Genomic DNA, 15,445 nt, shown 5'->3' on the forward strand with positions numbered 1-15,445 from the left:
TTCTTCCTAAAACCCAACTTAACCATTTAATGCTAAGCTACTGTTTTATCAGAAGTTTTAATTCTCATCACCGCCGATGGATGTGCATTCTACAGCATTTTCCACCCCATGCAACCCCATTTTTTAATTAATTTCTAAAAAACACTACGACTGTTTGTTTATTCTACAAAATAGGACGCTTTTATTATTTTTAAGTTTAAATTAACAACAATTTCAGCTTAAATCCCATAAACCTATCAAATAAAATTTCCATTTGGAGTTTGGAGCAATCATTAAATTTTTATCCCCTTCTATTTTTAGAGTATTTGGTATTTTCTTTTACTCTTAAATCATAGCAAGTACTGAAATATAGTTTTTTAATAAATCCTTCCTCAAAGCAAAAAAATATAGACAGATATGGAAACAGAATTATTGATCCATTAATTTCACCCCAGGAAGTATTTTAATTTCGCAAAGAGAATTTTATTCAATACAACCTAAAGATTGAAGATTGAAGATTGAAGATTGAAGATTATTATCAAATTTCAGGCATACAAAAACCGCTCTTAAGCGGATCATTTATTTTTAAGTTTAAACTTAAAATGGTCGGAGCAGTAGGATTCGAACCTACGACCCTCTGGTCCCAAACCAGATGCGCTACCAAGCTGCGCCATACTCCGAATTGGGGTGAATGATGGGATTCGAACCCACGACAACCGGAATCACAATCCGGGGCTCTACCAACTGAGCTACATCCACCGTTACAACATTTTGGCTCTATAATACCAGACTACCAAATGGCGCGCCTGACAGGATTCGAACCTGTGACCATCCGCTTAGAAGGCGGATGCTCTATCCAACTGAGCTACAGGCGCATGACCGATGATATTACTATCATGCGATACTTGCCTTGAAGAATTGGTCGGAGCAGTAGGATTCGAACCTACGACCCTCTGGTCCCAAACCAGATGCGCTACCAAGCTGCGCCATACTCCGATTCATCTCAGCTTTTAGTGTATCGCACATCGTGCGGTACGGGGTGCATTTTAGGCGTGACGCCTAGAGACGTCAACACCTATATTCAAAAAAACTCAAAAAATCACTTCAACCGCTTATTTATCAAGCATTTTAGGCATTTTTTGATCAAAATTAACGTTTTAGATTGGCACTAAAGCTTAACATGCGATCAAGTGGCAGTTTAGCACGTTCTGCAAGGGCTGGATCAACGTGTATTTCTTGATCACCCTTTTGTAAAACCTCTAAAATTCCATCTAATTCATTCATCGCCATCCACGGACAATGCGCGCATGAGCGACAAGTTGCCCCCTCACCTGCTGTCGGCGCTTCGATCAGGATCTTATTCGGAACAGCTTGTTGCATCTTATAAAAAATACCGCGGTCAGTTGCCACAATCAAACGCTCATTAGGCAGCGTTTGCGCAGCCTTAATCAGTTGTGAGGTGCTTCCTACTGCATCAGCAATGTCTACCACCGATTCGGGGGATTCAGGATGTACCAAAACGGCTGCATCTGGATAAAGCGCTTTCATATTGGCAATACCGCGTGCACGAAACTCCTCATGCACAATACAAGCTCCATCCCACAGCAACATGTCTGCACCGGTTTTCTTCTGGATATAGCGTCCCAGATGTTGATCGGGTGCCCAAATAATCTTTTCACCCAGACTATCCAGATGTTCAATAATTTCGACAGCACAACTTGAGGTTACTACCCAATCCGCACGCGCTTTAACAGCAGCAGAGGTATTGGCATATACAACAACGGTATGATCCGGATGTGCATCACAAAACGCAGTAAACTCATCTACCGGACATCCCAAGTCTAGAGAACAGGTCGCTTCCAAGGTAGGCATCAGTACGGTTTTTTCAGGAGACAGGATTTTTGCAGTTTCCCCCATGAATTTCACCCCAGCAACCACCAGCGTTGAAGCCGGATGGTCACGACCGAAGCGTGCCATTTCCAGGGAATCAGAAACACAGCCACCTGACAGTTCAGCAATCTCTTGGACTTCGGGATCGCAATAATAGTGAGCGACAAGGACAGCATCGCGCTTTTTGAGTTCTGCTAGAATTTGTGCAAATTTTTCCTGTTTGACCTCATCACTTAAATGAATATCTTTAGGCTCACCTAAACGATCTAAATGCGCCTGCACAATCGATTTAGCGTCATTGGCTATTAAATTGGTCGCATCATTCATAAACGTCTTCTCTATCCTTAAAACTTGTTATTCAACAAGCCATACACCCAACTCACCGGTCAGAATGGCATCTTGCTTTTTTGACCGGTCATTAAAAACCTTGCATGATAAAAAAGCCTCCAACGGAGGCTTTTTTTATTCAACTTAACTTAAGAACGGTAATCTGCATTGATCTTGACATAGTCATAGGACAAATCGCAGGTATAGACCGTATCTTTGGCCTGCCCTCGGCCTAGATCAACCCGAATGGTCATTTCAGCCTGCGACATCACCCGTGCACCAGCTTCTTCCGTATAGTCAGCTGCCGCACCACCATCTTTGCAGATTTGTACATCATCTAACCAAACCTGGATTTTTTCAACATCTAAATTTTTCACCCCGGCATAACCAATCGCTGCCAGGATACGTCCCCAGTTTGGATCGGAAGCAAAAATTGCAGTTTTAACCAAAGGTGAATGCGCAATGCTATACGCAATGTCACAGCATTCCTGAGTATCCGCACCACCTTCGACTGCAACGGTAATAAATTTGGTCGCACCCTCACCATCACGGACAATCAGTTGCGCCAGACGTTTCATCACGCGGGTTAAAACCTCTAAAACTGCAGCATAACGTGCATCATCGGTCGAAGTGATTTTTGTACCACCCGCCTGACCTGTTGCTACAAAAATACAGGAGTCATTGGTTGAGGTATCACCATCTACAGTAATACGGTTAAACGACACATTCACCGTGGTTTTTAAAAGCTTTTGTACCAGTTCACGGCTGATTGGAGCATCGGTTGCCACATAGCTGAGCATGGTCGCCATGTTTGGACGGATCATGCCTGCACCTTTGGAGATGCCAGTCATGGTATAGGTCACCCCATCCAGCTCAAATTGCTCTGACGCCCCTTTAGGTAAGGTATCTGTAGTCATAATACCCGTTGCTGCATCTAACCAGGCATCATCGTGTAATGAGTCAAGCGCGGGTTGCAAACCACTCATCAAACGATCAATAGGTAATTGCTCACCGATTACACCGGTAGAAAAAGGTAAAATTTCGCTGGTTGATACACCCGCCAGTTCAGCCAATTTCGCACAGGTTGCTTCTGCATTAGCCATACCGGTTTTACCAGTACCAGCATTGGCATTGCCGGTGTTAATCACTAAATAACGTGGATTGCCGACTTGAAGATGTGCCTTGCAGACATGCACAGGTGCAGCGCAAAATGCATTTTGGGTAAACACACCCGCAACATTGGAACCTTCAGCAAATTCAAAAATAACGAGGTCACGTCGGTTCTGATAGCGCACATAAGCTTCAGCTGAACCAATTTTTACACCTTTAACCACATGCATCTGTGGCATTGTTACGTCGCCCACCGCCATTTTTAAACTTCCAAATAAGTTCGTAATAAAAAGACAGCTTAGTAGAAATTGACTAAAAAATCGAGCAGAACACCGGGTTTGATTTATTTTTTATCCGATTCGGATTTTTTGGCACAAAAAAACCAGTCCGTGGACTGGTTTGAATTTTTAAATGACAAATTTAGTTAGATGCCAACTGAGATGATTCAGACAATAACGCTTGTTTGGCTTTTTCCTGACTTGCTGCAGATAATGCAGGATTAGATGCCACAATACGATTAGCATTTGCTGTATTTGCTGATGTAATTGCAGCAGTTTTTAACACTACAGGACGTTGATCTGGATTGGCAAAAGTATAGCGAATGCCAGTACGTGGACTTGCTACCGTAATCTGACCATCATTCACTTGTGCATTGATCTGGGCTTTCGCCACGACTGGAGTCTGTGTCGCATTTGCAAATGCAAAAGAAGGAATTGCTAAAGCTGCAATCATTAATGGTTGTAATACTTTTTTCATTGTCTTTTCCACTACTCAAAATTCAATACAAAACTAAATACCACTTAATTAAGCCATCTGCAAACATATTCACATCTTGAAAAAATAAATATCAAACTTTTCAGCAATAAAAAAGCCACTTTATAGATTTCCTCGATGCGTCAAAGAAATAAATAAAGTGGCTATATGTTAAGGTCTGTTGATAGAAGAATGATCAACAGACCTTAGATAAAATTAAATTTTACCGTGACATTGCTTATATTTTAGACCTGAGCCACATGGACAAGGTGCATTACGGCTTGCTGGTGCTGCAAAGGTTTGCTCTGCTGGCGTATAACTTGCTTCATGCTCAACTGTTTCCTGAGTAGAGAAATCACTCTTGAGTAAATCATCAAACTCGGCATGAGAAAGATTCAATTTCATCGCATCTGCTTGTGCCTGTTTTTGTGCCTCCATTTCAGCTAACTCTTCAGCTGTAGGTACATGCACACGTGAAAGGTCGGTAATCACATCTGACTTGATCACGGCAAGCATATTTACAAACAAGTTAAATGCTTCTTTCTTGTATTCCTGTTCGGGGTTCTTTTGTGCATAACCACGCAAGTGAATCCCTTGACGTAAGTAATCCATGGCGGCCAAATGATCTTTCCAGTGGCGATCCAAAGCACTAAGCATGAAGTGGCGTTCTAGCATGGCTGCAGATTCATCACCCATCTGTTCGCGGCGCGCACGATAACGTGACACAATTTCATCTGAAATACATTCAACCAAAGCTTCTTCGTCCAGTCGACGATCTTCTTCAAGCCATTGATTAACCGGTAAATCGATCGCCAGATCTTCACGAAGTGCTCGTTCCAGACCATCGATATCCCATTGATCATGAATAGATTCAGGTGGAATATAATTTTCAATCACACCTTTCATCACTTCGTGATGCATTTCTTCGATGTAATCCTGCAAGGTATTTTCTGCCAGCACTTCATCACGCTGAGAGTAAATGATCTTACGTTGTTCGTTATTTACATCATCGTATTTCAACAAGTTCTTACGAATATCAAAGTTACGGGCTTCTACTTTGCGCTGTGCATTTTCGATCGAACGTGAAACCATTTTATGCTCAATGGCTTCATCTTCTTTTAGACCCATCGCACGCATCATGCCAACCACACGATCACCGGCGAAGATTCGCATCAAGTCATCTTCAAGCGATAAATAGAAACGTGATACACCCGGGTCACCTTGACGACCTGCACGACCACGCAACTGGTTATCAATACGACGAGATTCGTGACGTTCTGAACCAATAATATGCAAACCGCCAGAAGCCAACACCATTTCATGGTTTTGTTCCCACTCAGCTTTTAGACGCTCTTCATCTTCCGCGGTATGATTTTCAATTTTGGCCAGTTTGGCTTTCCAGTTACCACCCAGCAAAATATCGGTACCACGACCTGCCATGTTGGTGGCAATGGTCACCGCATTCGGTGAACCGGCTTGGGCAATAATGTCTGCTTCACGCTCATGTTGTTTGGCGTTCAAGACTTCGTGTGCAATACCCGCTTCTTTCAGTTTACCGGAAAGAATTTCTGAAGCTTCAATGGTAGCGGTACCAATCAGAATCGGTGCAACACCTGCTTCATGAATATTTTGAATTTCCTGAATGATGGCATCGTATTTGCCATTACGATTCAAATAAATTAAATCGTTCATGTCGTTACGGATCATTGGACGGTGAGTTGGAATCAGCACCACATCCAGGCCATAAATTTCTTTCATTTCCGCAGCTTCAGTGTCGGCTGTACCGGTCATGCCTGAAAGTTTTTTGTATAAACGGAAATAGTTCTGGAAAGTCGTGGTGGCTAAAGTCTGGTTTTCAGGCTGGATTTCCAGACCTTCTTTGGCTTCTACCGCTTGATGCAGACCTTCAGACCAGCGACGACCCGGCATAGTACGACCAGTGTTTTCATCGACAATAATCACTTCACCATCATGAATGATGTACTGCACGTTACGTTGATATAAATAATGCGCACGAATAGCTGCTGAAACATGGTGAACCAAGTTCAGGTTAGTAGATGAATATAAGCTCTCACCTTCTGCGAGCAAGCCCATTTGAATGAGTTCATCTTCAACGGTTTGATAACCGACTTCGGTCATTTCAACAGAACGCTGTTTTTCATCAATCCAGAAGTGACCGCCATCCGGTACTTTTTCTTCTTTCTGCGGATGAAGTTTTGGTGGAATGCTATTGATCGCAGCATATAGCTGTGAAGAATCATCACTTTGACCCGAAATGATCAATGGTGTACGCGCTTCATCGATCAGTATCGAATCGACCTCATCGATAATCGCATAAGTTAAGCCACGCTGTTTTTTCTCAGCCAGTGAGAACACCATGTTGTCGCGTAGATAGTCAAAACCGAATTCGTTATTGGTACCGTAAGTAATGTCTGCGCGATAAGCTTCCGCTTTTTCGGTCGGATCCTGCATGGAATAAATAATGCCAATGCTTAATCCTAAAAATTCGAACAATGGTCGGTTCAGTTCGGCATCACGCTGTGCCAAATAGTCATTCACGGTGATGACATGCACACCTTGACCACTGATTGCATTCAAATAACAAGCCAAGGTCCCCATCAGGGTTTTACCTTCACCGGTACGCATTTCTGCAATTTTACCTTCGTGAAGGGTAATACCACCAATCAACTGTACATCGTAATGGCGCATGCCCATGATTCGCTTTGCCGCTTCACGACAAACAGCAAATGCTTCGGGTAATAATTTGTCCAGGCTTTCGCCCTTGTTATATCGTTGTTTGAATTCTTCAGTTTTTGCAGATAAGTCTGCATCGCTAAGTGCAGATATCGTCGGCTCGAGCGCATTAATCTTGTCTACGATTTTACGCATGCGTTTGAGTTCGCGCTCATTTTTAGTACCGAAGATGCCTCCGATCAGACTTGCCAACATGAATAGACTCTCTAAATCTTGCTTGTCGAATGAATAAATTTTTTCTCAGTCGTTATTATGGTGCTAGAAATTTGAAGTACAAGGGGTTTGCACAAAACCAATAAAAAAATTCTGCTCACTCGTTCTAGCACGTGACAGCTAAGGGCAAACAATGTAACAAATTTTATACAGGCAATATAGTCATAAAACGGGCCGTTCATAATGTTTTTACAAATCAATGTCGACTTATATATTCCCTTTATTCATAAAGAAATACAAAAACTCTATTTTCATTGCAAAAAAAAATACACCATATTGATTCTGGTCAACGTTTATAACAAAGAATATGAGGCAATAAAATGACACTACGTCTAGGCGATACTGCACCCAATTTTGTACAAGAGTCCAGCGAAGGTACTATCAATTTTTATGATTATCTAGGTGATAGCTGGGGAATTTTATTTTCCCATCCTGCTGACTACACACCAGTATGTACAACTGAATTGGGCTATACCGCAAAGCTGAAAGATGAATTTGCAAAACGTGGTGTCAAAGCCATTGCGCTGTCAGTGGATGATGTTGAATCGCATAAAGGCTGGATTAAGGATATTAACGAAACTCAAAATACTTCTGTCAATTTCCCGATCATTGCCGATCAGGACCGCAAGGTGTCGACGTTGTATGATTTTATTCATCCTAATGCCAGTGAAACCCTGACTGTGCGCTCATTGGTGGTGATCGATCCGAATAAAAAAGTTCGTTTGATCATCACTTACCCTGCGTCTACCGGTCGTAACTTCAATGAAATTTTACGGGTGGTAGATTCACTGCAACTGACTGATAATCATAAAGTGGCTACACCAGCAAACTGGCAACATGGCGATGATGTGGTGATTGTGCCGTCATTGAAAGATGAAGCGGAAATTCAAGAACGTTTTCCTAAAGGCTATAAAGCTGTAACACCATACTTACGCCTTACGCCACAGCCTGAGAAAAACTAAAGCGCTGCTTTAGTTTTTCGCAAGACAAGCGAAGCGCGTAGTATAAAAAGCACTGCTTTTATTTTTGCGCAAGACGAGAAGCTATGCTTCGAGTTAAAATAAGACATTCTCTTATTTTGTCGCAAGACAAGCGAAACGCGTAGTATTTGATAAAAATACAAAACGAGCAACCGTATTATAACTATGCTGCAAATACAGGATGACTATGACGAGCCAGTCCTGATCATGTTCAAGCCTGTCCGATGACAGGCTTTTTATTTGCTTCATTCTGCGAATTACAAAATCATGTTGATGTTGATTTCAGTCTCAGTTTATAAAGAGGCTAAATCATCTTAAGAATAAATATTGTGATCTATAATATTCATCATTTGCACTGTGGCACCATGTGCCCGGTTTGTGGTCCACTGTTTGGACAAAAAGGCTTACATGCCAAAGTAGTTTGTCATTGTCTACTGCTTGAAACCGACCAAGGATTAGTGCTGGTCGATACCGGTTTAGGAATCCAGGATTATCTGCATACCAAAGCCCGCTTGGGCAATCTGGTTACACGCTTAGGTCGCATAGAAAATAATTTAGAATTGACCGCCATTGCACAAATTCAACGCTTAGGTTTTAGTCCTCAAGATGTCCGGCACATACTGGTTTCTCATCTGGATTTTGATCATGCCGGGGGGATTTCTGACTTTCCGCAAGCTACCGTTCATGTGCTCTCCAGCGAATATAATGCAACACAAAACTTTTTTTCACTGAAAAATAAAGCCCGCTATAAGACTCAGCAATTTAAGCAGCACCGACACTGGAACTTTATAGAACCAAATCAGGGAGAAGCCTGGTTCAACTTGAATCAGGTTCAGGGCTTTAACTTATTTCAAGATGAAATTTTGCTGATTCCCCTGTTTGGTCATACTCAGGGGCATTGCGGGATTGCAATCAAACAGCAGGATGGATGGCTATTTTTCTGCGGAGATGCCTATTACTCTCACCTGCAACTCGACCCGAAAAACAAGCTGCGGACGCTGGATAAACTGGAACGCTTCTTTGCTGAAAATAATGCCATGCGTTTAGGCAATTTACATAAAATTCAACAGCTCGCACAAACAAATCCAGATATCGACATCATTTGTGCACATGATCCACTTGAATTAATGCGGTATACATCATGAAAAAATATATAGGGATAATTTGTATTTCTGCTGCTTGTTTTGTAACTGGCTGCATGAAATCCTCAGCTTTACCAAAAGATGAAAGACCTAGCACATGGAGTCAGACAATAGATAAAAAAAATAATTTTTATCAAGTCAGTGAATGGGTTTATCGAAGTGAGCAACCACATTCAGATTTACTTCCGGAACTAAAAAAAAATCATATTAACATTGTTATTAATTTAAGAAGCAGTGATTCGGATCCCGAATTATTTCATGATACCAGCTTTCAGTTGATTCATATTCCAATCAATACTTGGGCAATGAATCGAAATGATTTACTCAAAGTGATGCACGTTCTACAAGACGCACAAATGCGCCACAAAAAAGTTTTGATTCATTGTTATCACGGTTCAGACCGTACAGGTGCAAGTATTGCCATGTATCGGATTATTTTTCAGCATTGGTCTATTGCAGATGCACTGAATGAAATGAAGCACGGCGGCTACGGCTTTCATCCCGTATGGATCAATATAGAACAACTTTTCAGCCCTAAAAATGTAAGATGGATTCAACAGCAACTGTTGAATCCATCTTGATGAGGGGAATTAAATCAAACTTAGCGTTTGTCTAGTGGAACCCAGTCAATCACCCATGCAGACTTCATGCCTAGGCTGGCATCGCCGGTAATTTTCTTGCGTGCAGCATCTGCAGCATCACGGTCCTTAGACGGTCCAACCATAATCCGAACCCCTTTGGATGTTGGGCTCTTGGTCACCTTATAGCCTTTAGCGCGCAACTTGGATGCCAGTGCATCCGCATTGGCTTCATTGGCTGCCAGTGCCACCTGAACCATCCATTGCTTGTCGCCATGCTCTAACAAATCTCGTGCTTTTTCTGCCTCTGCTTTTTTCTTTGCATCGGCTTCTTGTTTAGCTTGTTCTTTTTTCTTGGCCTCTAGGGCTTTCTTCTCGGCTTCATGCTTTTCATCTGCTTTCCGCTTTAGCTCAGCTTCGTGCTTGGCTTGCTCTTGCGCTGCTTTTTTCTCGGCAGCTCGCTTTTCAGCCAACTTTTTTTCAGCTTCAGCCTGACGTTTATCTTCAGCTAGTTTTTTCTCAGCATCAGTTCGTTGTTGAGCTGTCTGCTGTTGCAACTTTTTTGCAGCAAGTAACTTCTCATCTGCCAAATGCTTTTGTTTGGCTTTTTCATCTTCAACCAGTTCTGGTGGAATATTATCGGAACTTTGCTGTGCACCGGTACGGTGTGCATTTAAAGCAGCATATTCTTCTGCTGCTTTACGCGCTGCATCGGCTTCCGCCTGTTGCTGCATCACCAAAAACTCGGCGGCACGTGCTTCCTGTTCGGCAACTGCTTTTTCACGTGCACGACGCTGCTCTTCCAGTAAACGTTTTTCAGTTTCAACATCTACTGTCAAAGGTTGCAACTGAATCATGCCACCCTCAGCAGACGGCTTTTTTTGCTCTACTTGAGCCGCAAGCTCTGGGGTTTTCTGTTCGTTTTGATATATTTCTTCTTTACCTTTTAGGAGTAATGCTGCCAATAAAACACCACCACCTAATAAAACAACGCCTCCCATCCAGCGTTGTTTGCTATTCATTGACATTCTTCCAAATACTCCCATACCGCTTCTAAGGTATGAAATGAACCACATACCAAGATCAGCTGATTATTTTTCGTTTCATTCAGCGCTGATTTAAAAGCCAATTGAACACTCTCGAAGTGCTGTACTGTTTCACCTTGTAACGCTTCATCAAGCTGTTCGATTGCAGCTGCTCGTGGAACCGTTAACGGCGCAATTTTCCATGTTAAAACAGTATCTTTCAATAACTCTACTACGGAATTAATATCTTTATCCGCCAACATGGAAAAAACACTGACGACTTCTGTGTACTGTTTATTGTATTCTAAAAATTTTCGCAACTGATTTAACAAAAATTCAACGCCATGCGGATTGTGTCCGGCATCAAAAATCACTGTTTTATCCTGAATTTGGCGAATTTCAAACCGGCCTTGCAGTTTGGCGTTTTGAATACCCTGCGCAATGGCCGCTTGAGTTACCTTTAAGCCACACACCAAAATAGCAGCTACAGCGGTGGAAATATTTTCCAGGGCCAGACTGCCCACAGGCAATTTTAAAGTCGTACCTGAAGATGCAAACATCCAGTTTTGACCATCGTCAGTATATTGATAGAAATAATCGCGGTTAACTGCAAATAATGTCGCCTGACACTCGTTGACTTTGTTTTCAATGGCTTGCGGAAGTTCCTGAGAACCACCAAAGATCACAGGAATATTCGGACGAATAATCCCGGCTTTCTCGAAGGCAATTTTTTCAATGGTATCGCCCAGCCAGTCGGTATGATCCAGACCAATATTGGTAATCACCGCAACATCGGGATCAATCACATTGACCACATCCAGACGGCCGCCCAAACCGACTTCTAATACCCAAACATCACATTGTTTGCTTTTAAAAATAACGAAAGCAGCCAGTGTGGTGGCTTCAAAAAAAGATAAGCTTAAATTACATTCACGACGCGCCTGATCAACTGCCACAAAAGCATCAATCAGGGTTTGATCGTCCACTTCCATACCTTGAAGCTTTACACGTTCATTAAAACGGTAGATATGAGGTGATTGGTATAAACCAACTTTATAGCCCTGCGCATTTAAAATGGCAGCCAAAGTAGTGGTGGTTGAACCTTTACCATTGGTACCTGCTACCGTCAGGACTTTGGCCTGTGGACGTGTCACCCCCAGCTTTTCAGCCACAGGAATCACCCGTTCCAGACCTAAATCAATACCCGTAACGTGAACATGGCTCCAATAATCGAGCCATGTATTTAAAGAGTCTATTGCAAGTGGTGCTGTGTTCAAGACAAATTCATCAGTTTCGCGATAATACGATATACAGTATCACGTAATGCGTGACGGTGAACAATTTGATCGATTACACCATGATCAAGCAAATATTCGGCACGTTGGAACGGTTCGTCCAGTTTTTCACGGACTGTTTGCTCAATGACACGTTTACCCGCAAAGCCGATCATAGCCTTCGGTTCAGCAATGTGCACATCGCCCAACATGGCCAAAGATGCAGTTACACCACCATAAACCGGATGAGTCAATACCACCAGATACGGCAAGCCGGCATCTTTCATGCGTTGAATCGCAGCTGAAGTACGCGCCATTTGCATCAGTGACAACATGCCTTCCTGCATACGTGCACCACCAGATGCCGCGAAACAGATTAAAGGCTGTTTATCCTTAATGGCACGTTCGGCAGCTTGTACAAAACGGTCACCGACCACCGTACCCATTGAACCGCCCATGAAGTCAAATTCGAAGGCGCAGGCAACCACAGGAATATTTTTAAGCAAACCTTGCATCACCACCAGTGCTTCAGTTTCACCGGTTTTCTTTTGGGCTTCTGCCATACGGGCAGGATAAGGTTTGCTATCGACAAAATGTAGTGGATCTTTCGCCACAAATTCTTGGCCTAATTCAGTTTGAACCTGATCAAAGAACCAGTTCAAACGGTCTCGTGCTTTCATACGCAAATGTTCATCACATTGTGGACAAACATAGGCATTGAATGACATCGCGGTACGTGTCACCAGTGCATGACATTCAGGACACTCAAACGTTGGCTCGGTAAAAGTTGCTTTGAGTGCAGTTTGCTCATCGGGTGCGTGAATACCCGGAACATGACGTTCCGTCCATGGCGTCGCTGGGCTTAGAATTTTGCCTGATTTCACTTCTTGATTCATACTAACTCATCGAGCGCGGCTCGAAGCTCCTTGACTTTATTGACCGTTTCAACAACGGCTTGTTCTGGTGCTAAGTTGGCGAATTGTTTGACAAAAGCACTGCCCACAATCACTGCATCGGCGGCTACACCCATGGCTTTTGCAGAGGCAGCATCGCTAATACCAAAACCGACACCTACAGGAACGTCAGTCACAGTTTTAATTTTCTGGATACGGGCTGCAGCTTCAGAGACATCCAAAGTCGCAGCACCGGTTACCCCTTTCAAGGATACATAGTAGATAAAGCCACTGGCCTGGTTCGCCACATGCTGAATACGTTCATCAGTCGAGGTGGGTGCCAGCAAGAAAATTTGATCCATGTCGAATTTTTTCAGCACGTCATCCAAATCTTTTGCTTCTTCAGGCGGTAAATCCACCAGAAGTACGCCATCAACACCGCATTCATGGGCAAAGGATACAAACTTTTCATAACCAATCACTTCAACCGGGTTTAAGTAACCCATTAAAACCACTGGTGTTTCTGTATCTTTTTGGCGGAACTCTTTGACCATTTTCAAAGCATCCAGCGTATTGGTCCCACCTGCCAATGCACGTTCTGCGGCAAGGGCAATGACCGGACCATCAGCCATAGGGTCTGAAAATGGAAGACCAAGCTCAATTACATCTACCCCTGCCTCTACCATTTGATGTAACAATGGAACAGTTACTTCTGGATGAGGGTCACCAGCCATCACATATGAAACAAGCGCTTTACGCTGTTGAGATTTAAGCTGTCCAAAACGAGTGGCTAAACGTGACATAGGGTTGTACTTTCCTTGAATTATTAAAAAACTGAGGAGTTGGCTGTGTAGAAATACAAGACAACGCATTGTAACGCTATTTTTTACTCATTGAATAGAGTCTGAACATTTCGCGCTACATTCAACTGAACATCTCATTTTTTCAGAACAATCCGAGAACACCATTTACTGACATTTACGAACTTTTCTCAATGATCAAAGATGCCTAATTTTGCCATTTAAAAAAATATCCAGCATTCGGATAAACTTATTTTTATTAGTAAAAAATTGATAAAAATAATTGGGTTAGCTTTTACATTTAATGTTTTATGAAATAGCAAAACCTGCACTATAATAGCGGCGTTTTTCATTTTTTATATTTTATATGACTCCCGAATCCCAAGGTGAAGTGCATGCGCGCGCGTTTGCACTGCTGCCTCTTATTGTTTTTTTAACCATTTTTTTAGGTAGCGGTATCTACCATTCCATCATTGGTACCGAGTTTGCTTTCTATCAGGTTAAGGCCCCAGTGGCCGCTTTGCCGGCGATTATTCTTGCGGTGCTGCTGTATCGTGGCCAATTCAATGCCGCCATCGATGAATTTTTAAAAGGTGCCAGTCATCCCAATTTAATTTTGATGTTTATGGTGTTTATGCTGGCAGGCGCATTTGCCAGTACCACCAGTGCCATTGGCAGTGTCGATGCCACGGTACAAATGGGGCTTTCGATTATCCCGCCGGCCTTTGTCCTGCCCATGCTGTTTATCATTTCAGCCTTTATTGCTACGGCGATGGGGACCTCCATGGGAACCATTGCCGCCTGTGCACCAATTGCTTTTGGTTTCTCTCAAGTCACCAATATTGAAGTCGTATACGCCATTGGCGCAGTGGTGGGTGGTGCGATGTTTGGTGATAACCTGTCGATGATTTCAGACACCACCATTGCTGCCACCAGTAGTCAAAAGGTGCAACTGCGTGACAAGTTTAAGGTCAATGTCTGGATTGCGGTTCCTGCCGCTCTGGTCACTATTGTGATATATGCCTTGCTGAGCCATGATTCACAAATCCTTGCCTACAAAGAGTATAACTTGTGGCTGATTTTGCCCTATGTTGCAGTATTTTTTCTGGCTTTCTCCCGTTTGCATGTACTGGCGGTTTTAAGTATTGGTGTGGTGCTTTCCGGTCTGATCGGCATTGCCGTGAACCCGGACTTTAGCCTGATAAAACTGAATAATGCAGTCTATGACGGCTTTGTTGGCATGTTCGAAGTGGCCCTACTGTCGATGTTCCTAGGTGGTCTATCGGCGATTATGCAAAAAGAAGGCGGTTTAAAATGGCTGATTGAGCGCATTTACAGTATGACGCGTTTGCTGAAAGTGGGTCGTCAACGCGCCGGTGAACTAGGGCTCAGCTTTCTGGTAATTTTCTCCAACCTGTTTGTAGCCAACAATACGGTTGCGATTATTTTATCCGGTGATATGGCACGTGAAGTCGCCAAGGAATATGGCGTTGATCCCAAACGTGCAGCCGCTTTGCTGGATATATTTTCCTGTGTGATACAGGGCGTGATTCCCTACGGTGCGCAATTACTCCTGGCCTGCTCGATTGCCAAAATGTCGCCTGTCGAACTGATGGGACATATTTACTACTGCTGGGTCTTGGCGATCTTTGCCATATTGGCGATTATTTTCCGTTTTCCTAAATTTAAAATGACGGAATAAATTTTCAATGTATTTGAAGCGGTCT

General features: G+C 43.0%; 12 protein-coding genes and 4 tRNA genes. 4 read left to right on the top strand and 12 right to left on the bottom strand.

The genetic code is table 11. From position 1 onward, the window contains the following. Positions 1-582 precede the first annotated feature (582 nt). From FB6_RS10265 to secA, 8 genes are all read right to left on the bottom strand, one after another. A tRNA-Pro gene (locus tag FB6_RS10265) sits at positions 583-659 on the bottom strand. Between the two features lie 3 nt (positions 660-662). Beyond that, positions 663-738 (bottom strand) — tRNA-His (locus FB6_RS10270). Positions 739-777: 39 nt separating this feature from the next. Beyond that, a tRNA-Arg gene (locus FB6_RS10275) sits at positions 778-854 on the bottom strand. Positions 855-898: 44 nt separating this feature from the next. Further along, positions 899-975: transfer RNA gene (locus tag FB6_RS10280), tRNA-Pro, on the bottom strand. Positions 976-1,128: 153 nt separating this feature from the next. Further along, a complete protein-coding gene (nadA, locus tag FB6_RS10285; protein ID WP_174559908.1) occupies positions 1,129-2,196 on the bottom strand; it encodes a quinolinate synthase NadA in 1,068 nt (355 codons plus the stop codon). A gap of 149 nt (positions 2,197-2,345) precedes the next feature. Beyond that, positions 2,346-3,566, bottom strand: coding sequence for a bifunctional glutamate N-acetyltransferase/amino-acid acetyltransferase ArgJ (argJ, locus tag FB6_RS10290; protein WP_174559909.1), 1,221 nt, complete (start codon positions 3,564-3,566; stop codon positions 2,346-2,348). A 160-nt stretch (positions 3,567-3,726) separates the two neighbouring features. Beyond that, positions 3,727-4,062 carry a hypothetical protein gene (locus FB6_RS10295; RefSeq protein WP_174559910.1) on the bottom strand — a complete coding sequence of 112 codons (336 nt, stop codon included), beginning with the start codon at positions 4,060-4,062 and terminating at the stop codon, positions 3,727-3,729. Positions 4,063-4,275: 213 nt separating this feature from the next. After that, positions 4,276-7,008, bottom strand: coding sequence for a preprotein translocase subunit SecA (gene secA, locus FB6_RS10300; protein ID WP_174559911.1), 2,733 nt, complete (start codon positions 7,006-7,008; stop codon positions 4,276-4,278). A gap of 338 nt (positions 7,009-7,346) precedes the next feature. Between secA and FB6_RS10305 the strand changes: the two genes are divergently transcribed. From FB6_RS10305 to FB6_RS10315, 3 genes are all read left to right on the top strand, one after another. Next, entirely contained in the window at positions 7,347-7,988 is a 642-nt protein-coding gene (locus FB6_RS10305) for a peroxiredoxin (protein WP_174559912.1), read from the top strand. Positions 7,989-8,335: 347 nt separating this feature from the next. Next, positions 8,336-9,151 (top strand): MBL fold metallo-hydrolase, encoded by an 816-nt coding sequence (locus tag FB6_RS10310; RefSeq protein WP_174559913.1) that lies wholly within the window; start codon positions 8,336-8,338, stop codon positions 9,149-9,151. Then, entirely contained in the window at positions 9,148-9,729 is a 582-nt protein-coding gene (locus FB6_RS10315; RefSeq protein ID WP_174559914.1) for a dual specificity protein phosphatase family protein, read from the top strand. The genes FB6_RS10310 and FB6_RS10315 overlap by 4 nt, the downstream gene beginning before the upstream one ends. 20 nt (positions 9,730-9,749) lie before the next feature. Here FB6_RS10315 and FB6_RS10320 read toward each other — a convergent pair whose 3' ends face one another. From FB6_RS10320 to trpA, 4 genes are read right to left on the bottom strand one after another with little or no spacing between them, the layout of a single operon-like run. Beyond that, complete coding sequence (locus FB6_RS10320; RefSeq protein ID WP_174559915.1) at positions 9,750-10,748, bottom strand: SPOR domain-containing protein; 999 nt, start codon at positions 10,746-10,748, stop codon at positions 9,750-9,752. Continuing rightward, the gene (folC, locus tag FB6_RS10325; RefSeq protein ID WP_174559916.1) at positions 10,745-12,028 is read right to left on the bottom strand and encodes a bifunctional tetrahydrofolate synthase/dihydrofolate synthase; all 1,284 of its coding nucleotides are present in this window, start codon (positions 12,026-12,028) and stop codon (positions 10,745-10,747) included. Before folC ends, FB6_RS10320 begins: the two co-directional genes overlap by 4 nt. Next, positions 12,025-12,921, bottom strand: a complete 897-nt coding sequence (accD, locus tag FB6_RS10330; protein WP_174559917.1) for an acetyl-CoA carboxylase, carboxyltransferase subunit beta — start codon at positions 12,919-12,921, stop codon at positions 12,025-12,027. The genes folC and accD overlap by 4 nt, the downstream gene beginning before the upstream one ends. Next, positions 12,918-13,721, bottom strand: coding sequence for a tryptophan synthase subunit alpha (gene trpA, locus FB6_RS10335; protein WP_174559918.1), 804 nt, complete (start codon positions 13,719-13,721; stop codon positions 12,918-12,920). Before trpA ends, accD begins: the two co-directional genes overlap by 4 nt. Positions 13,722-14,085: 364 nt before the next feature. On the opposite strand from trpA, the gene FB6_RS10340 reads away from it, so the two are divergent. Then, on the top strand, positions 14,086-15,420 hold the full coding sequence (locus tag FB6_RS10340) for a Na+/H+ antiporter NhaC family protein (protein ID WP_174559919.1): 1,335 nt from the start codon (positions 14,086-14,088) through the stop codon (positions 15,418-15,420). Positions 15,421-15,445 lie beyond the last annotated feature (25 nt).

The organism is Acinetobacter bouvetii, assembly GCF_902753875.1.
In the GTDB taxonomy this organism is placed as follows: Bacteria; Pseudomonadota; Gammaproteobacteria; order Pseudomonadales; family Moraxellaceae; genus Acinetobacter; species Acinetobacter bouvetii_A.

Excerpts from the sequence above, each read along its gene's own strand:
- nadA (WP_174559908.1), bottom strand. The coding sequence starts at position 2,196 with ATGAATGATGCGACCAATTTAATAGCCAATGACGCTAAATCGATTGTG.
- argJ (WP_174559909.1), bottom strand. The coding sequence starts at position 3,566 with ATGGCGGTGGGCGACGTAACAATGCCACAGATGCATGTGGTTAAAGGT.
- FB6_RS10295 (WP_174559910.1), bottom strand. The coding sequence starts at position 4,062 with ATGAAAAAAGTATTACAACCATTAATGATTGCAGCTTTAGCAATTCCT.
- secA (WP_174559911.1), bottom strand. The coding sequence starts at position 7,008 with ATGTTGGCAAGTCTGATCGGAGGCATCTTCGGTACTAAAAATGAGCGC.
- FB6_RS10305 (WP_174559912.1), top strand. The coding sequence starts at position 7,347 with ATGACACTACGTCTAGGCGATACTGCACCCAATTTTGTACAAGAGTCC.
- FB6_RS10315 (WP_174559914.1), top strand. The coding sequence starts at position 9,148 with ATGAAAAAATATATAGGGATAATTTGTATTTCTGCTGCTTGTTTTGTA.
- FB6_RS10320 (WP_174559915.1), bottom strand. The coding sequence starts at position 10,748 with ATGAATAGCAAACAACGCTGGATGGGAGGCGTTGTTTTATTAGGTGGT.
- accD (WP_174559917.1), bottom strand. The coding sequence starts at position 12,921 with ATGAATCAAGAAGTGAAATCAGGCAAAATTCTAAGCCCAGCGACGCCA.
- trpA (WP_174559918.1), bottom strand. The coding sequence starts at position 13,721 with ATGTCACGTTTAGCCACTCGTTTTGGACAGCTTAAATCTCAACAGCGT.
- FB6_RS10340 (WP_174559919.1), top strand. The coding sequence starts at position 14,086 with ATGACTCCCGAATCCCAAGGTGAAGTGCATGCGCGCGCGTTTGCACTG.